Origin of the sequence: Chelativorans sp. YIM 93263 (genome assembly GCF_028767125.1) — a bacterium.
Taxonomy (GTDB): Bacteria; Pseudomonadota; Alphaproteobacteria; order Rhizobiales; family Rhizobiaceae; genus Chelativorans.
The window spans coordinates 567,568-589,236 of record NZ_JAKCWP010000001.1 but is presented as its reverse complement, the minus strand read 5'-3'; the positions used below and the strand labels follow the sequence as shown (position 1 = coordinate 589,236).

Below are 21,669 nucleotides of genomic sequence, written 5' to 3'. Positions count from 1 at the left end.
CATTCTCCGAACGCATCGGGCGGAATGATGCAGGCAGAGATATCAGAGCAGATTGGACAGGCGCGGACTGCAACAGAGGCCTTGGAGAGCATCCTTCAGGACGCTCTTCTTGCCGTATATTTGCATGGATCGGCTGTCTCGAGGGGATTACGACCTCAGAGCGACGTTGACCTCCTCGCCATCATCGACAGCCCCCTGACAGAGAAACAACGTAGACGACTCCTGTCGACTTTGCTGCGAATCTCCGGTCGCCATCCCGTCCAACCCGGCGGCCCGCGATGCCTTGAGGTGATGGTGCTTCTGAAAGCAGATCTCGCGGCACTGGATTTCCCGGCGCGGACTGAATTCATCTATGGCGAATGGTTGCGGGACGACTTTGAAGCTGGACAGCTTCCCAAAGCTGGTGTCGACCCTGAAAATACGCTGATACTGGCTCAGGCACGACAAGAGGCTTTTCCTCTGTTCGGTCCCGACGCGAAAGAGCTTCTGCCAGAAATTCCGTGGGAGCATATCTGTCGAGCAATGCGCGATGCGCTACCTGCGCTTCTCGATGGTCTGTGTGGGGATGAGCGGAACGTCTTGCTGACGCTTGCCCGGATGTGGCGAACAGCGGCCACGGGCGAGTTTATCACCAAGGATGCCGCGGCGACATGGGCGGCGCGCCAGATGCCGGAACAAGAATCTGAGACGCTGATCTACGCACGCGAGGCGTACCTGGGCAAAATCGACGACGATTGGGGAAATCGGCCGACCGCTGCGCAGCAGACGGCGGCACATCTGCGCCAACGGGTTTCAGAACTCCTGTGACCGCTGAGGGTCAACCCGCGCCGCGCGGACAAATCCGGCTGGCCGCATTGGGCTCAATCGCGCCGATCATCCTGCGTGCGTGAGCCAAATCCAAATCTGCTCCGACGTGAGAGGCCAAGCCGCCGCAAATATGCTATGATTCGCTTATATCCTGAGCACATCAGGAGAGGGAAATATGCGGCGCTTTAGGATTTTCCGGCTGATCGGAATTGGTTTTGGTCTGTCTTTGCTGGCTTTTGCTCCAGCACAGGCCGAACCTTTGGCGAAGGAGCTGTTCGGCGGCAAGAAACTGCCCGCCGCCACCGAGCCGGCCGTGCATGGGTTTTACTCCAAAGGGTGCTTTTCCGGAGGCGTCGCCATCGCGCCGGACGGCCCCCACTGGCAGGCGATGCGGCTTTCGCGCAACCGCCGTTGGGGTCATCCGGAGCTCGTCGGCTTGATCGAACGCCTGTCGCGCGAAGCCGCACAGGACGGCTGGCCGGGCCTGCTGGTGGGCGATATATCCCAGCCGAGGGGCGGGCCAATGCTTTCCGGGCACGCCTCGCACCAGATCGGTCTCGATGCCGACGTCTGGTTCACTCCCATGCCCGACAGGCGCATGAGCGTGGCCGAACGGGAGCAGGTCAGCGCCGTCTCGATGCTGAAAGAAGGCACCCTCCACGTCGACGGCCGCAAATGGACGCCAGCGCACGAAGCGGTGCTGCGGCGGGCGGCGAACTACAGCCAAGTCGAGCGCATCCTGGTGCATCCCGGGATCAAGAAGAAGCTCTGCGATACGGTGCGGGGCGGCCGCTCTTGGCTGCGCAAGATCCGCCCTTTCTGGGGCCATCACTATCATTTTCATATCCGCATCTCCTGCCCCGACGGCTCGCCCAACTGTAAGAGCCAGGCCGCGCCTCCACCCGGGGAGGGGTGCGACGGATCGCTGGCCTGGTGGTTTACCGAGGAGCCTTGGAAACCCGCCGAGGGGCCGGAGAAACCGAAAGCACGGGACGTCATGACCATGGCCGCGCTGCCAAATGCCTGCCGGGCCGTGCTCAACGCGCCGGCCCCCCCTTCCGAAGCAGCGGTCACCGTTGCAGGACCCGGCGACCTGCAACAGGCAACAAGCGTTCGCGTGAAATCGGCGGATCCTTCGTCGCTGCTTCTGTCCCTTCAGCCCTCGGAGGTCCCGCTGCCGACCCCGCGGCCCTTCCAATGACGAGAAATCCAGCGCGCTAAATACGCCAAGGCGGCTTTTCATCGCCGTCCAGCTCGCTTATAGGAGCTTCAATCGATTTAGCTTTCGGTGAGCCCCATGGCCCGACAACGTGTCGCGTTGATAGCGCACGACCAGAAAAAGGACGATATGGCTGCCTTCGCCCAGGATCACCGGGCGTTTCTGGCGAATTGCGAGTTGGTGGCCACGGGAACCACCGGCGGGCGTATTGCCGAGACATGTCCGGAACTGGACCTTAGACGGCTGAAAAGCGGCCCCCTGGGCGGGGACCAACAGATCGGCGCGCTGATTGCCGAAGGGACGATCGACATGCTCGTGTTTTTCGTCGACCCGTTAACGGCAATGCCGCATGATGTGGACGTGAAGGCACTAATGCGGCTGGCCATCGTTCATGATATTCCAATGGCGCTCAACAGGGCCACGGCGGAAATGGTCCTGGTACAATCAGGCGCGGGCCGGGCCGCATCGAACGAGTGAAAGGCACGAACAGAGACATGCCGTATCCCCACGATTCCGATATGGTGCTCGATTTTCCGATCCTGATTGGCGATATCGGCGGAACGAATGCGCGCTTTGCCATCGTGGTGGATTCCTATGCCGAGCCGAGGGAGTTTCCGGTCGTGCAGACGGCCGATTACCCGACGATCGACGATGCGATTCAGAATGCCGTACTCGACCAAACCAACGTCCTGCCGCGCTCGGCCGTTCTGGCGATCGCCGGGCCGGTGGATGGCGACGAGATCGACCTGACCAATTGCGACTGGGTCGTGCGGCCCAACCAGATGATGGATACGCTGGGCTTCAGCGACGTGGTCGTGCTCAATGATTTCGAGGCGCAGGCACTGGCCGTCGTAGCACTGGGCGAGGAGCATCTGGAAAAGATCGGCGGCGGTAGTGCCGAGACTGTCGGGAGCCGGGTTATTCTGGGGCCGGGAACGGGGCTTGGCGTTGCCGGGCTGGTACACGCGCGGCGAACCTGGATTCCCATCCCCGGCGAAGGGGGGCACGTCGATATAGGTCCGCGGACGGCTCGCGATGAGCAGGTTTTTCCTCATATCGAAAAGATTGAGGGCCGCATTTCGGGGGAACAGATCCTCTGCGGGCGCGGGCTTACCAATCTTTACAGGGCGATCGCGGCAGCCGATGACGTAGAGCCGCGTTTCATAACCCCGGTGGAGATCACCACCGCCGCACTCGATCACAGCGACAAAACCGCGGTTGAGACGCTCGACCTCTTCGCCACCTACCTGGGTCGCCTGGCGGGCGACCTTGCGCTGATCTTCATGAGCCGTGGCGGTGTCTACCTCACCGGCGGAATCGCTCAGAAGATCGTACCCACGCTCCAGAACGGGAAATTCCGCACCGCCTTCGAGGACAAGGCACCACATTCGGATTTGATGGCGACCATACCGGTTTTCGCCATCACGCATCCCATGGCCGCGCTGACGGGGATCGCCGCCTATGCGCGTACGCCGGCTCGCTTTGGCGTGGAGACGGCAGGGCGGCGCTGGCGCAAGCAGTGAACGGATTTTTCCGCTGACAATTGCAACAACCCAGTGGATGATGCATAGCCTGCTCACGAGGTGGATACGACGCACCGGCCGCTGTGGCGGTCTGCGCTGAAAAGAGCAGGACGGTCATTCTTGGGCAACCCCAAAGCGCATGGACAGCCTGAACCGGGCGAGGTGATCGCGGTCATCCGGCGCGTGCTGACTGAGAACGGCCGTGACTTCATCCCGCACTACACGGTAGCGGGCATCTGTATGCTGGCGGTGGCCGGCACCACCGCGTTCAGCGCCTGGATCATGCGGGACATCATCGACGAGATTTTTTACCGCCAGCAGTGGCACCTCGTCGGCTGGATCTGCGCGGCAATCGTCGTGGCCTTCACAATCCGTGGCTTTGCGACCTACGGACAGGCGGTGCTCCTCGCCAAAGTGGGCAATAATATCGTCGCGCGCTACCAGCGCCGCATATTCGACCATCTCATGCGGCTTGATATCGGCTTCTTCACCGCTACTCGTTCCGGGCAGCTCGCCGCTCAAATCAACCAGAATGTCACGGAAATCCGCGACCTCCTGAACATGACGCTCGCCGCCCTCGCTCGCGATGCGGTTTCGCTCCTCGGGCTGGTGGTGGTTATGATCATCATGGACCCGCTGCTATCGCTCATCGCGCTGGTTATCGGCCCGCCGCTGGTCTACACGGTCAACTATCTGATGCGGCGCTTGCGGCGCGTCACGCGTGAATCCGTCGAGATCAACTCCCGCCTGTTGGGGGCCATGCAGGAATCGGTGCAGGGGATCGCGGTGGTCAAGGCCTTCACCATGGAAAACGCGCTGGCCGAACGGATGGCCGGGCTGATCCGGGATGCCGAGACACGCTCCAACAAGATTGCGCGGGTCTCGGAGCGGCTGGCGCCGATCACCGAGGTGCTCGCCGGGCTGGCGATCGCCGGTGTTATCGCCTATGCAGGTTGGCGCGCTGCGTCAAGTGCCGAGCCGCCCGGCTCTGTCTTCGCGTTCATCACGGCGTTGCTGCTTGCTTATGATCCCGCGCGCAAGCTGGCGCGGGTGCAGGTGAACCTGGAGCGGGCGCTGGTGAACGCGCGTATGATCTACGAGATCCTGGACATTGAGCCACGGCAGGGTGACGCCCCAAATGCCAAGCCGATCGACGTGGCGCGCGGGGAAATTCATTTCGAGAAGGTTCGCTTTTCCTATGCCGAGCACATGCCGGTGCTGAATGACGTGACGTTCGAGGCGAAAGCCGGCAAGACCACCGCGATCGTAGGCCCCTCGGGCGCCGGCAAGTCGACGCTCTTCGCCCTCCTGCAGCGCTTTCACGATCTCGATAGCGGTCGGATCGTGATCGACGGGCAGGATATCGCGGGTATCACGAAACGCTCGCTGCGCTCGAACATCGCTTATGTTTCGCAGCATCCCTATCTTTTCGAAGGCACGATCCGCGACAATATCCGTTATGGCCGTCCCGACGCCACGGATGCGGAAGTGGAGGAAGCGGCGCGGATGGCCAGTGCCGATGCTTTCATCCATCAACAGGCGAACGGCTACGAGACGCTGGTGGGCGAGAACGGGGCCACGCTTTCGGGCGGACAACGCCAGCGCATCTCCATTGCTCGCGCCGTCGTGCGTAACGCCCCCATCCTGCTTCTGGATGAGGCCACCTCCGCACTCGACAATGAATCGGAAGCCAAGGTGCAAGAAGCGCTGGAGCGCATTATGAAGACGCGCACCACGCTTGTGATCGCGCACCGCATGTCCACGGTGGTCAACGCGGATCGGATCGTGGTCCTCGAAGAAGGCATGCTGGTCGAAGAGGGCACGCACAAAACGCTGATGAAAAAGCCCGGGGGAATCTATGCCCGCTTTTATCGGATGCAGACCCAACGGGGTGACAACCTGCTGGAAAACGGACAGGCAAGCGAGACGGCCGGGGAGCGAGAGACGGAGACAAGCGAGGAGAGCCGTTGATGAGCGATATGGGTTTGGTGGTAGTCGGCGCCGGTGGCCGTATGGGTCAGACACTGATCCGCACTGTCCATGCAATGGACGGCGTGTCCCTGGCGGGCGCCGTCGAGCGCGCGGGCTCGCCGCATGTGGGCAAGGATGCCGGGGCGGTTGCCGGATTGGGCCCGATCAATGTCGAAATCAGTGACGATCCGTTGCCTGTTTTCGCCAAGGCCGACGGGGTGCTCGATTTCACGACGCCGGCCGCCTCCGTCACCTTCGCCGGCTATGCCGCCCAGGCCCGCATCGCTCATGTCATCGGCACGACCGGTTTTTCCGCCGAGGAGGAGGCGGCAATCAGGGCCGCGGCGCGGCACGCCACGGTCGTGAAATCCGGCAATATGAGCCTCGGCGTGAACCTGCTCTCCGTGCTCGTGCGTCAGGCAGCCAAAGCGCTCGATGCGGCGGATTTCGACATCGAGATCCTGGAAATGCACCACCGCAACAAGGTTGACGCGCCGTCCGGCACCGCGCTGCTCTTAGGTGAGGCGGCCGCAAGAGGTCGCGAAATCGACCTCGCCGACAACAGTGTGCGCGTGCGCGACGGCCATACGGGTGTGCGCGAGGATGGCCCGATCGGCTTTGCCACCCTGCGCGGCGGCTCCGTCGTGGGTGAGCACTCGGTCATTCTCGCTGGAACGGGTGAGCGCATTACTTTATCCCATCAGGCCGAGGACCGTACGATTTTCGCACGAGGCGCCGTGAAGGCGGCTCTTTGGGCGCGTGAGAAGAAGCCTGGCCTCTACTCCATGCTCGACGTGTTGGGCCTTACCTGATCTACAGTGATAATCGCTGCGACGATCGTGACAATCGACACCGCTATCGGCGTGCCGATCGTCTACCGGCGCAACGCCGATTCAGCCGTTGCGGAGTTGAGCATCCTTGAGGACTGAGTGCAGTTGTGCCATCCGTGTACTTGATCCACAGCCGGTCAGGCATGTAGCGGAAATCGCACACCGACCCTGGATGAAAACATAAAACCGCGTTGACAGAACCGGCCCTGCCGCTTACATCGGCATCGCACCTTGCCCAGGTGGCGGAATTGGTAGACGCGCACGGTTCAGGTCCGTGTGCCGCGAGGCGTGGAGGTTCGAGTCCTCTCCTGGGCACCATCTCTTGAGCCCAATTCACAAACGCAGTACAGCAACGCGGCCGATTGCCTTGACGGCTCGCCTCCGCATGGATTGCTTGGGCGCTTTTAACTGCCCGCCACGTGGCAGCGCCGGAATTGTCCCCGAAGAACATGACGATCTTCCTGGCGGGCTCCGATGGTCGGGCCGCTCATTTACTATGAGGCCGTCATCTCGCCAGGCGTATGCGCCACTTATGGTTATTGTTCCGCCAGATGTGAAACAGCAAGCGCGATGATAGCCAAGGTTGCGGCGAGAAGGCTTACAAATTGCGCTCCGACCCACTGGATTCCGACCGCGCCGACCAGGCCCGACATGGCAATGGCCAGATAAAGGGCAGCCTGATTGAGAGAGATCAGCACGGCGGCGGAATCGGGCCGGAGCGACATCAGCCGGTGCTGTTGCGGCGTGGTAATGGCAAAGGCGGCCAGCGCATAGAAGGCGATCATCGCGACGGCAGCGCCGTACAGTGTCGTCGTCCACGGCAGGACGGCAGTGCTGACGGCCAACCATATTAGCGCGATGGCGACCACCCGAGTGCCGCCGATCCTGTCGGCGAGAAAGCCTGCCCCGAAGTTCCCGATCGTGCCGACCACGCCCAGCGTGAACATCAGGACGGCCAGTGCGACACTGTTTCCTGCCGTTGCCGGAGCGAAGATGATGCCGACATAGGTATAGGGAATGAAGACCGCCGTGAAGCCAACAAGCGTGGTCGCCATCACCGCCAGCACCCGCCGGTCCGTAAGCGGACGCAGCTGCTCCGTCAGCGTTCCGGGCGTCTCGATCGACACGTGCCTCGGCACCAGGGCGAGCACGCCGAGAAGCCCCGGGAGGGCGAGCGCGGCCGTAAACCACATGGTCGCGCGCCAGCCGGCATACCCGCCGAGCGCAGTGCCGAACGGAGCGCCGAGCGACACAGCCGCGGTGAAGCCGGTAATCACAATGGCTATGGCACGGCCTTGGAACTTCTGCGGGACAAGGGCGGCCGCCGTTACCGAAGCATTGGGGATGAATAGCCCCACACCAACCGCAGCTACCATCTGCGCGAGCAGCACCTGTGCATAGGTGGACGCTAAGGCGGTGCCAGCCGAACCGATCAGATAGGTCACAGTCGCTACGACGAGCACCGTCCGGCGCGGCCAGGAGGCAGTGAGCGTCGTGAGCAAGGGCGATGCAATCGCGCAGGTAATAGCAAAAACCGTGACGATCTGGCCGGCCTTCGCTGCGGAGATAGCGAATGACTCCATCAGTAGGGGCAACAGACCCGCCAGGACGAACTCGCCCGTACCCACCGCGAAGACGCCCAAGGCCAGGACCGCTACTCGCCCGAGCCCGGGCGACTCTGCGACTGTCAGGTTTTCCGATTCGGCTCGCATATCCATGACGGCTCCTTGGGCCCCTCCCGCTCCAAAGCTGGACGTGGCGCTCTGCATCCCGTAAATTGGAACCATTCAGTTCCGTTTCCTCATTCGGTACCGATTGGTTCCGTTTTTGTCAAGGACTCTGTAGATGCCGACACGCGCACGTGAACGCTTGATCGAAACCGCCGAGGAGTTGTTCTACGCGGAAGGTATTCAGGCCGTGGGTCTGGAGCGGCTTTTATCCGTCTCGGGTGTGGGTCGCGCCTCTTTCTACCGGCACTTCGCCAGCAAAGATGATCTCGTCGTCACAATGCTGCGCGGCCATGACAGGGCCTACCGCGGGTGGCTGGAGATGCGCGTCCGCGATCTCGGTGGGGATCCGCTGGCCGTCTTCGATGCGCTCGCGGAACGGTCGAACTGGTCGGATTATCGGGGTTGCGCATTTATCAACGCAATGGCCGAAATCGCCGACCCCGCCAGTCCGGTGTTCCAGATCGCCAAAGAACACAAGCGCGCCGTGGCGGACTTTCTCGGAAAATGTCTAATCGCCGCAGGTTACCGCGATGCCGAAACGCTCGCCCCTCAGCTGGTCCTGCTCATTGACGGCGCGACAGTGACCGCGTTGCACGAGCGTACGAACCAACCCATGCGGCAGGCCAAAGATATCGCGCGCGGCATGCTGCAGCGGTCGAACGATGCGCTGGCGAACGGATAGCGTTTTTGACCCGCATTCATCTTTGAACGTGGTGAAACAAAATTTGGGAGTCAGCGGGCGCCCACGACATGCTGTCGGATCGGGCAAAGCGTAGGCGGGATCGCGATTGAAAAACACGACGAGAAGTAGCTAGCAGATAGCTATCGGTTCAAGGGGCCGAAAAATCTAGAAAACCAGCGTCCTGAACAGCGAATCGATCCTCACTAGGAGGGGAGATACGGTGGGTTATTTCCATTACCGATGGGCCGGCGGCGGAATTAAACCTGCCTGAATTCAGCCATCCTGACCAAAAATCAGCAACTATCCATCCGTATCAGTGGGAATTTGGTGGAGCCAAGGGGAGTCGAACCCCTGACCTCTTGAATGCCATTCAAGCGCTCTCCCAACTGAGCTATGGCCCCACGCATCGGCCCAAAGGCCGCACCGCTTTGGTGAACATCCCCGAAATTGCGAGGACGTTGCGGGCTTCTAAACCTGCTCGGCCGCAGAATCAAGCCCGGAAATGCATTGCCTCTACAGGCCCAAGGTCCGGGCTGGTTCAGCTTTCCTCGTCGTCATCGCCGACGCCGATGATAGTCTTAACGTCGTCGCCGTCTTCCTCGTCTTCCTCGAGGAAGGTGTCATCGGAATCTTCTATATCGACCTCTTCGTCATCGACGTCCGGCACGTCGGCTTCCGGACCTTTAGTCTCCGCGTCAGCATCCTCCAGCGACACGACCTCCGGAGCCTCCTCGGAGCTCGCTTCGGTCTCCACGACTTCCTCTTCCTTTTCGACCACCGGCTCCGATCCGCCCTCGAAATAGCTGCGCGGATAGGATCGCCCGGTAAAGGGCGATATGATCGGATCCTTGTTTAGATCGTAGAATTTACGGCCCGTCTCCGGGCAAATACGCTTCGTGCCAAGTTCGGGTTTAGCCACCGTGCTGCCTCATTTTCCTTGCGCGCCTACTGCCGGCCAGCTTGATCGGCAAGCAAAAGTCTGGTCAGGCGCTTTTTTGGACCCCATAACCACAGTTTAGACGCCTGTCAAAGCCTAATGAAAGGCGGTTTGCAATGAGAATTTGTGCCCTCCCGACGGCGGCGTTGCAACAGGGGTGACCGAAGGTTAGCTCCATGCTAAAGCCTCGGCCATCAATTCGGCCTGGAGAATTTTCGTGAACGAAAGCCTGCCGTCCCGCTCCGCACTCAGCTCTCGATCGCCTGGGCTTTCAGGCCGCATCCGTGTGCCGGGCGATAAATCCGTCTCCCATCGCGCGCTCATGTTCGGTGGCATCTCCGACGGTGAAACGCGCATAACCGGACTGCTCGAAGGCGAAGATGTTCTGAGAACCGGCGACGCCATGAGGGCGATGGGGGCGAAAATCCGGTGCGATGGCGAGGCATGGGTCGTCACCGGGACCGGTAACGGATGCCTTCTGGAACCTGCCGCCCCGTTCGATTTCGGCAACGCTGGAACGGGTTCCAGGCTCATCATGGGCCTTGTCGGCACCTATGACATGACCACGCGTTTTATCGGCGACGCCTCGCTCTCCAAGCGCCCCATGGGGCGCGTACTGGAGCCGCTGAGGCAAATGGGCACACAGGTGTTGGAAGCGCAGGAGGGCGACCGTCTCCCCATCACCCTGCAAGGGCCGAAACACGCCGCACCAATCACCTATCGCGTTCCTGTCCCTTCCGCCCAGGTGAAGTCCGCCGTGCTTTTGGCCGGGCTGAACACGCCGGGCATTACCACCGTGATCGAGCCGGTGATGACACGCGACCACACGGAGAAAATGCTGGCGGGATTCGGTGCCTCGGTCGAGGTGGAAAAGGACGATGATGGCGTGCGTCACATCCGCCTCGAAGGCCAGGGTCGACTCGCGGGGCGGGCGATAGAGGTGCCCGGGGATCCTTCCTCTGCAGCCTTTCCGCTGGTCGCCGCCCTGATCGTGCCGGGCTCTGATATTGTCATCGAGAACGTCTTGATGAACCCGACGCGCACCGGCCTCATCCTTACGCTGCAGGAAATGAACGCCGACATCGAAATCCAAAACAGGCGTGATGCCGGCGGCGAGGAGGTGGCAGACCTGCGCGTCCGCTCCTCGGAGCTCAAGGCCGTGTCCGTGCCGGCCGAGCGCGCACCGTTCATGATCGACGAATATCCGGTGCTGAGCATGGCTGCCGCCTTCGCCGAGGGCGAAACGTTGATGCAGGGGCTGGCGGAGCTGCGTGTGAAAGAGTCCGACCGTCTAGCTGCCGTGGCCGCCGGCCTGAAGGCAAATGGCATAGACTGCACGGAGGGCGAGGATTATCTGGCCGTGCGCGGCCGGCCCGGCGGCAAGGGGCTGGGTGGCGGGGCGGTGGAAACGCATCTCGATCACCGCATCGCAATGAGCTTTCTCGTTCTCGGCCTTGCAACGGAACAGCCGGTCACTGTCGATGACAGGGAGATCATCGCGACAAGCTTTCCGGAATTCATGCCCCTGATGCACAATCTGGGTGCGAAGATCGAATAGCGAGGAATGATGGCAGACACGAAGGTTGCAATGATCGTCGGCGGCGGCAGCGGTATGGGCGCAGCTGCGGCGCGGAAAATGGCGGATAACGGTTATGCCGTTGCCATCCTGTCGTCGTCCGGCAAGGGCGAGGCGCTGGCGAAGGAGCTCGGCGGGCTGGGCTTCACCGGATCGAACCGCTCCGTCGAGGATCTGGAAAGCTTTTCACAAGCCGTCATCGACCGCTACGGCCGGATCGACGCCGTGGTCAACAGTGCCGGCCACGGACCGAAAGGCGCGGTCCTCGACATATCGGATGAGGACTGGCACGCCGGGATGGAAGTCTATCTTCTCAACGTGATCCGTATCACGCGCCTGGTCGCGCCCGTGATGCAGGCGCAGAAGTTCGGCTCCATTGTCAATATCTCGACCTTCGCCACTTTCGAGCCGGAAGAGGCGTTCCCCACCTCCGGCGTCTTCCGCGCGGGTCTGGCCGCTTTCACCAAGCTGTTCACGGACAAATACGCCGCCGACAATCTCCGCATGAACAATGTGCTACCGGGCTTCATCGACTCCATGCCGGAGAGGGAGGAGCGCCGCTCCCGCATTCCGATGGAGCGCTATGGCCGTGAGGAGGAGGTTGCCGAGCTGGTCTTCTTTTTGGCTTCGGAGCGCTCGGGCTATATCACAGGGCAGAATATTCGTATCGACGGGGGCATTACGCGGTCTGTCTGATGGTGGAAGACCTTGTCATTGCGATCGATGGTCCCGCCGCTTCCGGTAAGGGCACGCTGGGGCGCAGGCTCGCCGCCTATTATGGCCTGCACCATCTCGACACCGGCCTGACCTACCGCGCGGTCGCCAAGGCGCTGCTGGATGCCGGTGATCCGCTCGATGACGAGAAAAGCGCCGAACGCGCGGCGCACGGCCTCGATTTCACGCAGTTCGACCGGGCCGCTCTTTCCCAGCACGTGGTCGGCGAGGCCGCGTCAAAGGTGGCAGTGATGAGACCGGTGCGCCAAGCTTTGCTCGAAAAGCAGCGGGAATTCGCTCGACGTCCGCCCGGAGCCGTGCTGGACGGTCGCGACATCGGCACGGTCGTCTGCCCGGATGCGGATGTGAAGCTCTACGTGACGGCGGGTGCCGCCGTACGCGCCGAGCGCCGCTGGCGTGAGATCGTCGAAGGTGGCGGCGCGGCCGAATACGACGATATTCTCGCTGATGTCGAGCGACGGGATGCGCGCGACATGTCTCGTGCCGACAGCCCTTTGAAGCCCGCCGACGATGCGCACTTGCTTGACACGAGCGAAATGGATATAGAGACGGCGTTTCAGGCAGCCATTAGGCTTGTGGATAAAGCTCTGGCGGGAAGAAACACCTAACGAAGGCGCTGACGGCTCCCGCAGGGAGGCGGAAGGCGCTTTTCGGTTTTATACCTTGCATCTTATATCGTTTGTAAGATGTAGATACTGGAGTGACGAACGGGTCTGCCCGCATCCTCTGCGCCGGAACTGCCGCGTATACGCGGCGTTGGGCCGAGAAGGCCCGGATGCATGCAGGCCAATCGCAACACGAACCACCGGCGCCGCCCGAGATGGGCCTTTCAGGAGTCTCAATGTCACAACTTAATCCTACTCGCGACGATTTCGCGAGCCTTCTCGAAGAATCCTTTACCGACCGCGATGTCGCCGAGGGCGCCGTCGTCAAGGGCACCGTTACGGCCATCGAAAAAGACATGGCTGTCATCGATGTGGGCCTGAAGGTCGAGGGCCGCGTCCCGCTGAAAGAATTCGGCGCCAAAGCGAAGGACGGCCAGCTCAATCCCGGCGATGAGGTCGAGGTTTATGTCGAGCGGGTCGAGAATGCGCTGGGCGAGGCCATGCTGTCGCGCGAGAAGGCGCGCCGCGAGGAGAGCTGGATCAAGCTCGAAGAGAAATTCAACAATAGCGAGCGCGTCGAAGGCGTGATCTTCAACCAGGTCAAGGGCGGCTTCACCGTCGATCTGGACGGAGCCGTGGCCTTCCTGCCGCGTTCGCAAGTCGACATCCGGCCGATCCGTGATGTCTCGCCGCTCATGCACACGCCGCAGCCTTTTGAAATCCTCAAGATGGACAAGCGCCGCGGCAACATCGTGGTCTCGCGCCGCACCGTGCTCGAGGAGAGCCGCGCCGAGCAGCGCTCGGAGATCGTGCAGAACCTCGAGGAAGGCCAGGTGGTCGAGGGCGTGGTCAAGAACATCACCGACTACGGCGCGTTCGTTGATCTCGGCGGCATCGACGGCCTGCTTCACGTCACCGATATGGCTTGGCGCCGCGTCAACCATCCGACCGAGATCCTCAATATCGGCCAGACGGTGAAGGTGCAGATCATCCGCATAAACCAGGAGACGCACCGCATCTCGCTCGGCATGAAGCAGCTCGAGGCCGACCCGTGGGAAGGCATCGGCGGCAAGTATCCGCTGGGCAAGAAGGTCACCGGCCGCGTCACCAACATCACCGATTACGGCGCCTTCGTGGAGCTGGAGCCGGGCATCGAGGGCCTCATCCACGTTTCCGAGATGTCCTGGACCAAGAAGAACGTGCACCCCGGCAAGATCCTGTCGACCACGCAGGAGGTCGAGGTGGTCGTGCTCGAGGTGGACCCGGTCAAGCGCCGCATCTCGCTCGGTCTCAAGCAGACGCTGGAGAACCCGTGGGAGGCGTTCGCCCGCAATCACCCCTCCGGCAGTGTTGTCGAAGGCGAGGTCAAGAACAAGACCGAGTTCGGCCTGTTCGTCGGCCTCGAAGGCGATGTGGACGGCATGGTTCACCTCTCCGACCTCGACTGGACACGTCCGGGCGAGCAGGTGATCGAGGAGTACAACCGCGGTGACACCGTCCAGGCGCAAGTTCTTGATGTCGACGTCGAGAAGGAGCGCATTTCTCTCGGCATCAAGCAGCTTGGCCGCGATGCCGTGGGCGACGCGGTTGCCTCCGGTGAGCTGCGCAAGGGTGCGATCGTTACCTGTGAGGTTACCGGCATCAAGGATGGCGGCCTCGACGTGCGCCTGGTCGATCACGATCTCGAAGCCTTCATCAAGCGCTCGGATCTCTCCCGCGATCGTGGCGAACAGCGCCCGGAGCGCTTCGCCACGGGCCAGAAGGTCGATGCCCGCGTGACCATGTTCGACAAGAAGACGCGCAGGATCAACGTTTCCATCAAGGCTCTGGAAATCGCCGAGGAGAAGGAAGCGGTGGCTCAGTTCGGCTCGACCGACGCCGGCGCTTCGCTTGGCGACATTCTGGGCGCAGCCCTGAAGCAGCAGGAGACGAACGACGAGGAGGACTAGTTCTTCCGCGCAATAGCGCCGTCATACTGGCCCCGCGTGCCCTTGGCGCGCGGGGCCTTTTCTTGCCCTGCAAGCCCCCGGTTATCGAGCAGATTACGCCGGGGTCCCCTCTTTGTTCATTGAACGGACAGGACGTTGGATACCCTAAAGGAAATTGGCTGGTTCAGCCTCGTAGGCTTTATGAAGCAGGCTCATGAACGGTTTTGCTTCTGGGATAACGTTTGAAGCGATGGCGGTTACCGCGATACCCGGGGTCCACGAGTTCATAACCGCCGCGCCGGACAAACCTTCAAGGCGTTCGAAGGTGATCTCTTCATGCCGCTGAGGTATTCCGAGACGATCCAGTTGCCGCTGAATGATGCCCATCATGGTGCCGTTCAAGATCGCAGCCCTTGGCCAAATAGCAGCTTCACCATCCCAAAAGACGAGGTTCCAGATTGTTGCCTCACTCAATCTCCCGCGCCTGTCCACGAAAGCGGCGTCATCAAAGCCCTCCCGGACGGCTTGGTGTAAGTAGTAGGTTTTGCCGGCCTCACCAACGTGCTTTATGCTGGCCAAGGGCCTCTCGTGATCCACTGCGCTCAGCCGCAGCGGACCTCGTGGGCCGTTCGATGGTGCTCCTGTACGGACGAGAACCGCCGGCTCAACGTCCATACTTTCGGCAGTGAACTCGCCACTGCGCGAAAATACGGTGACCGTCAGCGACTGGTCATCTGGTCCGTCGTCAATGGCCGACTTTACATAGGACCGGATCTGTTCATCGGGCAACGCTCTACCGAGAAACTCCATTGATGCGTTGCGTAGGCGTGCCAGATGGAGGTCCAGTCCTTTGACCGTGCCGTTTCTGATTTGCATCGCTGTGAAGTGCGCAAATCCCGCAAAGGCCAACGGGATCAGCTCCGCAGCGGTCGCCGGATGGCCATTGATCCGGGCTGAATATACACTGTCTTCGAGAGACATGATTCTTGCTCCTGAGTGAGTTCACACGAAAGAGCAAAAGTCTTAAAGTCTGACAGTACTGTTAGGGTCAAGGGCTTAAAATGAAAATTGGCGAACTGTCAAAGCGCACAGGCGTGAGCATTCGCATGCTACGCTATTACGAGGCCGAAGGGCTGCTGAAGCCGCAGCGCACCACAAGTGGTTACCGGGATTACGATCCGGCTGAGGAGCGCACTGTCGAGCGGATCAAGCTGCTCGGCTCAGCGGGCATGACCCTTGCCACGATCCGGCAGTTTTTGCCGTGTGTGAGAGGAGAAGGCTCCGTCTTCGAACCGTGTGACGAACTTCGCAACGCCTTGCATGAACAAATCCGCCTAGCCCACCAGAAATCGGAAAAACTGGCCCGCAGCCGGAAGGTTCTGGAGAGTTTCCTACAGGAGGTGGAGCAAGGCTGAGCTGTCGTTCACCCGGCGTAAAGATCACGCTTTGCTATGTTCCAGCACGAAGGACCGCTCTACACCTGTTTACGAATTGCTATGAGCAACTTTGCGGCCGTTTCCTTCCCATTGCGATTTCACCCGCGTAAATCCGGGCTACCAATGCGGCGGCTTTGTCACGGGGGTTTCCGGCGCTGTCTGCTCCTCCAATGCCAGGAAGCGCTCCGTCAGGCTGTCGAGTTTCTTCTGGAGTTGATCGATCACCCGCCACTGTTCGGTAATCTGATCGGACAATTCCTCAATGGTCTTCTCCTGCTCAGCCGTCAGGATTTCCAGCTTCTCCAGCCGATCGCTCATGACGCAATTTCCTCCAGCGCAGCACGTAGGGCCGGGGCGATGGGCTGCGGGCGGCGTGTTTTGCGATCCACATAGACATGAACAAAAAACCCTTCGGCCGCCGCCAGGGTTTCGTCGTTCCGGAACAAACCAACCTCGTAGCGCACGGAAGATGTGCCAATGCGAGCGACACGCAGGCCCGCGGCCACCGTATCGGGAAAGGCGATTTCGGAGAAGTAGCGGCAACCCGTCTCCACCACGAGGCCGACTTCACTGCTTTCGTGAATATCGAGCAGCCGTTTGTCGATGAGCCAGCCGTTCACCGCTGTATCGAAGAAGGAATAATGCACCACGTTGTTCATGTGGCCGTAGACGTCGTTGTCCATCCAGCGTGTCGGTATGGCGCGAAAGGCGCGATAGGCTTCGCGTGCAGAGGGCTCGGGACGCTCGGCCATTCTTACCAGGCCGCACGATAGATTGCGAGCGCGTCGGCTTCCGACACCTCCCGCGGATTGTTCACGAGCAGACGCGTTTGCTTCATGGCGTCGCGCGCCATCGTCTCCAGGTGCTCCTCGCCGATTTTCACCTCGCGCAGCCGCGTCGGGAGCCCGAGCTTTCTCGACAAGGCGGCAAGCTCCTCGATGAAGGCGGCGCAGAGCGCCTGATTGCCTTCATCGCGAGCCAGATGCGGAAAGGCGTGACAAGCGATCTCGGCATAAAGATGCGCCGCGTCAGGCGCGTTGAAGCGCAACACATGCGGCAGGACGAGCGCGTTGGAAAGCCCGTGCGGTACATGGAAGGTGCCGCCGATCGGATAGGCCAGCGCGTGGACGGCGGCCACAGGCGAATTGGCGAAAGCCTGACCAGCAAGCATCGCTCCCAGGAGCATGGCACCGCGCGCCTCGATATCGCGCCCGTCGGAAACGGCCCTTTCGATATTGGCGCCGAGAAGCCGCAGCGCCTCGCGTGCCAACATTCGCGAAAGCGGATTGTTGTTGGGCGATTTCGAGGCGTAGGCCTCGATGGCGTGCACCATGGCATCGATGCCCGTGGCAGCGGTGATCGCCGGCGGCAGCCCGACCGTCAGTTCCGGGTCGAGTACGGCAATATCGGGCAGGATGACGGGACTCGAAACGCCGCGCTTCTCCTCCTCCCCGACCGTTATGATGGACACCGGCGTGACTTCGGATCCGGTGCCGGCGGTTGTCGGAACAAGCGCCAGCGGCAGGCGCGGCCCCTTGGCCATGGCGACACCCCAGGCTTCATCAAGGTCCTCCCCAGAGCCCAGCAGGAGTGCTGCGAGCTTGGCAACATCCAGCGAGGAGCCGCCGCCGAGCCCGACAACCCCGGAAACACCGGCCGCGCGGCCTGCCTCAACTGCCTTCATCAGTGTCGCTCGCGAGGGATCGGCCTCAACCTCGTCGAAGACGGTGACGGCAACGCCCGCCTCCTCCAGAGCCTCGAGCGCTCCCTCTGCGAGGCCAATTTTGCGGAGGCCCGGGTCGGTCACGGAGAGGATGCGGTTGCCAAGCCTTGGGGAGACGATTTTTCCCAGGCGGCGCGTAACCCCACATTCAAAGATGATGCCCGGCGTCGTATGAAAACTGAAAGGAAGGTATGTTGTGTTGGTCATGCGGCGAGATTGGCAAGTCCGCAACCATTTGTCGAGTGTCGGGCGGGATCGCTTGGCAGCCGAGAAACAGCGTGATACCAGCTTCGATCAAAAGATAATAAACGGGGAAGCGGGCCCGCACATGGCGGAAGCTGCAATCGCACTGAAGGGCATCAGCAAGAGCTTCGGCTCTGTGCGCGCCAATCGGGACATCAACCTGGAAATCGCGCCGGGGACTATTCACGGCATCATCGGCGAGAACGGCGCCGGCAAATCCACGCTGATGTCGATCCTCTACGGCTTTTATCAGGCGGATAGCGGCGAGATTTACGTTAATGGCGAGCGCGCTCTCATAAACACGCCGAGCGACGCGATAGCGCGCGGCATCGGCATGGTGCATCAACACTTCATGCTGGTGCACAATTTCACTGTGCTGGAGAACATCATTCTCGGCGCGGAGGGCGAGCCGCTTCTCAAGACCTCGATCGCCAAGGCACGTTCGGAGCTGGAGCGGCTTGAACGCGACTACGGCCTTGAGGTCGATCCGGATGCGTTGATTGAGGACCTGCCTGTGGGTCTGCAGCAGCGCGTGGAGATCCTGAAGGCACTCTTCCGCGGTGCCGACACGCTCATCCTGGACGAGCCGACGGGGGTTCTCACACCTCCCGAGGCCGACCACCTCTTCCGCATTCTTCGCCAGCTCAAGGATGAAGGCAAGACGATCGTCCTCATCACGCACAAGCTCCGCGAGATCATGGCAGTCACCGACAATGTCTCGGTGATGCGCCAGGGGGAACTGGTCGCCACGCGCGAAACTGCGGACACAACGGTCGAGGAGCTTGCTGAACTGATGGTGGGGCGTCGCGTGCTGCTGCGCGTCGAAAAGGGTCCGGCTACCCCAGGCGACGTGCTCTTGTCCGTGCGGGATCTCACCGTCGAGGATTCACGCGGCGTCAAAGTGGTTGACAACGTCTCCTTCGAGGTGCGCGCGGGCGAAATCGTCGGCATTGCCGGAGTGGCCGGCAACGGCCAATCGCAGCTTCTCGAGACCATAACGGGCATTCGCCGGGCCGTTTCCGGTACCGTCACGCTCGATGGCGCGCCGGTGGAACTGACGGGCGAGGCTGATGCGGCCGATCTGCGCCGCCGCGGCATGGCCCATGTGCCGGAAGACCGGCACAATATGGGCCTCGTCCTGCCTTTCGAGGAGAGCGAGAACGCCATTCTCGGCTATCACTGGCAGGAGAGATATCTGAACGGTCCTTTCCTCAAAATCGAGGAAATCCGCCGAGACGCCCAGGAGAAAATCGAGAGATACGACATCCGCCCGGCCGATGCGCGGCTGAAGACGGCCAATTTCTCCGGCGGTAACCAGCAAAAGATCGTGCTCGCCCGTGAGATGGAGCAGGACCCGAAGGTGCTTGTGGTCGGCCAGCCGACCCGGGGCGTGGATGTCGGCGCGATCGAATTCATTCACAAGCGGCTCATCGATATGCGCGATCAGGGCAAGGCCGTGCTTCTGGTGTCCGTGGAACTGGACGAGATTCGTTCGCTCTCCGACCGAATCCTCGTCATGTTCGCCGGCCGCCTCGTCGGCGAGCGGAATACCGAGGCAACCGAAGGAGAGCTTGGTTTGCTCATGGCCGGCGTCGGGGAAAAGGAGGCGGCGGAGTGAGTGCGCCTTATGCAAAGCTGCCCGCCTGGGCCGATTACGGGCTGATCCCGCTCATCAATCTCGCCGTCGCCTTCATCGTCGCGGGATTCGTCGTGCTCCTGATCGGCGAGAACCCGCTGCGCGCGGCGGCCATCATCGTCGATGGCGCGTTGGGCTACGGCCAGGGAGTTGCCTACACACTCTACTACGCGACGAGTTTCATTTTCACCGGCCTGGCGGTGGCTGTCGCCTTCCACTGCAAGCTTTTCAACATCGGCGGCGAAGGGCAGGCCTATGTCGGCGGATTGGGCGTCGCCGCGGCTTGCCTGACCTTCGACAGCATATTGCCGTGGTGGCTCACCTTTCCGCTGGCGGTCGCCGGCGCGGCGATTGCCGGGGCGGCCTGGGCGTTCATCCCCGCCTATCTGCAGGCAAAGCGCGGCTCCCACATCGTCATCACGACCATCATGTTCAACTTTATCGCGGCGAGCCTGATGGTCTATCTGCTTGTCAATGTGTTGAAGCCAGCCGCAAGCCAGGCACCGCAGACACGCAATTTCCTGGAAGGCGGGCAACTGCCGAAGATCAACTGGATGCTGGAGGCGCTGGGCTTCAGCATTCGCTCAGCACCGCTGAACGTTTCCTTTTTTCTGGCACTTCTCGCCGCGTTCCTGGTCTGGGTGCTCATCTGGCGCACACGGCTCGGCTATGAAATACGCATGCGCGGGCACAGCCCCAAGGCGGCGCATTATGCGGGGGTCAACGAAGCACGCATCATCATTATCACGATGCTGGTTTCCGGCGCACTGGCCGGAATGATGGCGGTGAACCCGATCATGGGCGACCTTGGCCGGCTGCAGATCGATTTCGTCACCGAAGCGGGCTTCGTCGGCATTGCCGTGGCGTTGATGGGCCGCTCCCATCCCGCGGGGGTCGTGCCAGCAGCCGTCCTGTTCGGCATCCTCTATCAGGGCGGGGCCGAGCTATCCTTCGAGATGCCGGGAATTTCGCGCGATATGCTCGTCATTATCCAAGGCCTCGTCATTCTGTTCGCAGGTGCACTGGAGCATATGTTCCGGCCAAGTTTGCAGGCGGTTTTCGCAAGACTCCCGCGCGCGGGCGGTGGTGCGCTGAAGCACGGGGGAGATGCCTGATATGGACCTGTTCACCACGCTTGTCTTCCTTCTGGATTCGGCGGTCCGCGTCTCAATTCCGCTCCTGCTCGCTGCGCTCGCCGGGCTCTATTCGGAGCGCTCCGGCGTTTTCGACATCGGGCTGGAAGGAAAGATGCTCGCAGGTGCCTTCGCCGCCGGTGCTGCTGCAGCCGTCTACGGCTCGGCCTGGGTTGGTCTGGGTGCTGCCGTTCTAGTTTCCACCTTTTTCGCGCTCGTGCATGGGTTTGCTTCGATTACCCATCGGGGGAACCAGATCGTGTCCGGTGTCGCGATCAATTTCATTGCCGCCGGCTCGGCCGTGATCCTCGGGCAGGCCTGGTTCAGCCAGGGCGGGCGCACACCGCTTCTTTCCGCTGATGCACGGTTCCGGGCCGTCCAATTGCCTTTCGCGGATGCGGTGAGCGATCTGCCGCTGATTGGCCGGATATACTCCGACCTTCTCTCGGGCCATTCCCTGATCGCCTACGCCGCCTTTCTGTTGGTTCCGTTCACCTGGTGGGTGCTTTTCCGCACGCGCTTCGGCCTGCGTCTGCGGGCGGTGGGGGAGAACCCGGCAGCGGTCGATACGGCCGGCATTTCGGTCGCGTGGCTGCGTTATCGCGCCGTGATGTGCACCGGCATTCTCACCGGGCTCGCCGGCACGTATCTGGCGCTGTCGCAGAATGCCGGCTTCGTAAAGGATATGACGGCCGGGCGGGGCTTCATCGCGCTGGCAGCACTCATCTTTGCCAAGTGGCGCCCGGTGCCCGTGATGTTCGCCTGCCTGCTGTTTGGGCTTCTGGACGCGTTCGCCATCCGCATTCAAGGTACGCCGCTGCCAATTATCGGCCAGGTGCCTGTGCAGTTCATCCAGGCACTACCCTATATTCTGACGGTAATCCTGCTGGCCGGCTTTATAGGTAAGGCCATACCGCCGCGCGCTGGCGGTGTCCCCTACGTAAAGGAGCGTTGA

21 protein-coding genes and 2 tRNA genes are annotated in these 21,669 nt (G+C 61.5%); 16 read left to right on the top strand and 7 right to left on the bottom strand.

The features are described from left to right. Nucleotides 1-24: 24 nt before the first annotated feature. The 7 genes from LY631_RS02890 (at nucleotide 25) to LY631_RS02860 (ending at nucleotide 6,668) form a co-directional block, all read left to right on the top strand. Nucleotides 25-807, top strand: coding sequence for an aminoglycoside adenylyltransferase family protein (locus LY631_RS02890; protein ID WP_445082823.1), 783 nt, complete (start codon nucleotides 25-27; stop codon nucleotides 805-807). A gap of 175 nt (nucleotides 808-982) precedes the next feature. Further along, nucleotides 983-2,008, top strand: coding sequence for a penicillin-insensitive murein endopeptidase (mepA, locus tag LY631_RS02885; RefSeq protein ID WP_274423600.1), 1,026 nt, complete (start codon nucleotides 983-985; stop codon nucleotides 2,006-2,008). 96 nt (nucleotides 2,009-2,104) lie between these two features. Next, on the top strand, nucleotides 2,105-2,503 hold the full coding sequence (locus tag LY631_RS02880) for a methylglyoxal synthase (RefSeq protein WP_274423599.1): 399 nt from the start codon (nucleotides 2,105-2,107) through the stop codon (nucleotides 2,501-2,503). Between the two features lie 17 nt (nucleotides 2,504-2,520). Then, nucleotides 2,521-3,549, top strand: a complete 1,029-nt coding sequence (locus LY631_RS02875) for a glucokinase (protein WP_274423598.1) — start codon at nucleotides 2,521-2,523, stop codon at nucleotides 3,547-3,549. A 120-nt stretch (nucleotides 3,550-3,669) separates the two neighbouring features. Next, a complete protein-coding gene (locus LY631_RS02870; protein WP_274423597.1) occupies nucleotides 3,670-5,520 on the top strand; it encodes an ABC transporter ATP-binding protein in 1,851 nt (616 codons plus the stop codon). Beyond that, entirely contained in the window at nucleotides 5,520-6,332 is an 813-nt protein-coding gene (gene dapB, locus LY631_RS02865; RefSeq protein WP_274423596.1) for a 4-hydroxy-tetrahydrodipicolinate reductase, read from the top strand. The genes LY631_RS02870 and dapB overlap by 1 nt, the downstream gene beginning before the upstream one ends. 251 nt (nucleotides 6,333-6,583) lie before the next feature. Then, nucleotides 6,584-6,668: transfer RNA gene (locus LY631_RS02860), tRNA-Leu, on the top strand. A gap of 218 nt (nucleotides 6,669-6,886) precedes the next feature. On the opposite strand, the gene LY631_RS02855 is transcribed toward LY631_RS02860, so the two are convergent. Continuing rightward, a complete protein-coding gene (locus tag LY631_RS02855; RefSeq protein WP_274423595.1) occupies nucleotides 6,887-8,068 on the bottom strand; it encodes an MFS transporter in 1,182 nt (393 codons plus the stop codon). A 127-nt stretch (nucleotides 8,069-8,195) separates the two neighbouring features. On the opposite strand from LY631_RS02855, the gene LY631_RS02850 reads away from it, so the two are divergent. Further along, the gene (locus LY631_RS02850; protein WP_274423594.1) at nucleotides 8,196-8,762 is read left to right on the top strand and encodes a TetR/AcrR family transcriptional regulator; all 567 of its coding nucleotides are present in this window, start codon (nucleotides 8,196-8,198) and stop codon (nucleotides 8,760-8,762) included. A 325-nt stretch (nucleotides 8,763-9,087) separates the two neighbouring features. On the opposite strand, the gene LY631_RS02845 is transcribed toward LY631_RS02850, so the two are convergent. Both LY631_RS02845 and LY631_RS02840 read right to left on the bottom strand, forming a co-directional pair. Beyond that, nucleotides 9,088-9,163 (bottom strand) — tRNA-Ala (locus tag LY631_RS02845). Between the two features lie 137 nt (nucleotides 9,164-9,300). Further along, nucleotides 9,301-9,681: a TIGR02300 family protein gene (locus LY631_RS02840; protein WP_274423593.1), complete on the bottom strand. Its 381-nt coding sequence runs from the start codon at nucleotides 9,679-9,681 to the stop codon at nucleotides 9,301-9,303. A 235-nt stretch (nucleotides 9,682-9,916) separates the two neighbouring features. On the opposite strand from LY631_RS02840, the gene aroA reads away from it, so the two are divergent. The 4 genes from aroA to rpsA all read left to right on the top strand — a co-directional run bounded on the left by aroA (nucleotide 9,917) and on the right by rpsA (nucleotide 14,564). Then, nucleotides 9,917-11,257, top strand: coding sequence for a 3-phosphoshikimate 1-carboxyvinyltransferase (gene aroA, locus LY631_RS02835; RefSeq protein ID WP_274423592.1), 1,341 nt, complete (start codon nucleotides 9,917-9,919; stop codon nucleotides 11,255-11,257). A 9-nt stretch (nucleotides 11,258-11,266) separates the two neighbouring features. Next, on the top strand, nucleotides 11,267-11,971 hold the full coding sequence (locus LY631_RS02830) for an SDR family oxidoreductase (protein WP_274423591.1): 705 nt from the start codon (nucleotides 11,267-11,269) through the stop codon (nucleotides 11,969-11,971). Then, on the top strand, nucleotides 11,971-12,618 hold the full coding sequence (cmk, locus tag LY631_RS02825) for a (d)CMP kinase (protein WP_274423590.1): 648 nt from the start codon (nucleotides 11,971-11,973) through the stop codon (nucleotides 12,616-12,618). Before LY631_RS02830 ends, cmk begins: the two co-directional genes overlap by 1 nt. Before the next feature lie 233 nt (nucleotides 12,619-12,851). Further along, the gene (gene rpsA / locus LY631_RS02820; RefSeq protein WP_274423589.1) at nucleotides 12,852-14,564 is read left to right on the top strand and encodes a 30S ribosomal protein S1; all 1,713 of its coding nucleotides are present in this window, start codon (nucleotides 12,852-12,854) and stop codon (nucleotides 14,562-14,564) included. Between the two features lie 144 nt (nucleotides 14,565-14,708). Here the strand turns inward: rpsA and LY631_RS02815 are convergent, their stop codons facing one another. Then, entirely contained in the window at nucleotides 14,709-15,524 is an 816-nt protein-coding gene (locus LY631_RS02815; RefSeq protein ID WP_274423588.1) for an aminotransferase class IV family protein, read from the bottom strand. Nucleotides 15,525-15,604: 80 nt separating this feature from the next. Here LY631_RS02815 and LY631_RS02810 point away from each other — a divergent pair, with 80 nt between their 5' ends. Further along, nucleotides 15,605-15,958, top strand: coding sequence for a MerR family transcriptional regulator (locus tag LY631_RS02810; protein ID WP_274423587.1), 354 nt, complete (start codon nucleotides 15,605-15,607; stop codon nucleotides 15,956-15,958). Nucleotides 15,959-16,096: 138 nt separating this feature from the next. On the opposite strand, the gene LY631_RS02805 is transcribed toward LY631_RS02810, so the two are convergent. From LY631_RS02805 to LY631_RS02795, 3 genes are read right to left on the bottom strand one after another with little or no spacing between them, the layout of a single operon-like run. Then, nucleotides 16,097-16,297 (bottom strand): SlyX family protein, encoded by a 201-nt coding sequence (locus tag LY631_RS02805; RefSeq protein WP_274423586.1) that lies wholly within the window; start codon nucleotides 16,295-16,297, stop codon nucleotides 16,097-16,099. Next, nucleotides 16,294-16,731: an acyl-CoA thioesterase gene (locus tag LY631_RS02800; protein ID WP_274423585.1), complete on the bottom strand. Its 438-nt coding sequence runs from the start codon at nucleotides 16,729-16,731 to the stop codon at nucleotides 16,294-16,296. The genes LY631_RS02805 and LY631_RS02800 overlap by 4 nt, the downstream gene beginning before the upstream one ends. Before the next feature lie 2 nt (nucleotides 16,732-16,733). Then, nucleotides 16,734-17,909, bottom strand: coding sequence for an iron-containing alcohol dehydrogenase (locus LY631_RS02795; protein WP_274423584.1), 1,176 nt, complete (start codon nucleotides 17,907-17,909; stop codon nucleotides 16,734-16,736). Between the two features lie 121 nt (nucleotides 17,910-18,030). On the opposite strand from LY631_RS02795, the gene LY631_RS02790 reads away from it, so the two are divergent. Genes LY631_RS02790 through LY631_RS02780 form a run of 3 tightly spaced genes read left to right on the top strand, consistent with a single transcriptional unit; the run spans nucleotide 18,031 to nucleotide 21,669 of the window. Next, nucleotides 18,031-19,563 carry an ABC transporter ATP-binding protein gene (locus tag LY631_RS02790; protein ID WP_274423583.1) on the top strand — a complete coding sequence of 511 codons (1,533 nt, stop codon included), beginning with the start codon at nucleotides 18,031-18,033 and terminating at the stop codon, nucleotides 19,561-19,563. Beyond that, a complete protein-coding gene (locus LY631_RS02785; protein ID WP_274423582.1) occupies nucleotides 19,560-20,696 on the top strand; it encodes an ABC transporter permease in 1,137 nt (378 codons plus the stop codon). Before LY631_RS02790 ends, LY631_RS02785 begins: the two co-directional genes overlap by 4 nt. Before the next feature lies 1 nt (nucleotide 20,697). Beyond that, nucleotides 20,698-21,669, top strand: a complete 972-nt coding sequence (locus LY631_RS02780; RefSeq protein ID WP_274423581.1) for an ABC transporter permease — start codon at nucleotides 20,698-20,700, stop codon at nucleotides 21,667-21,669.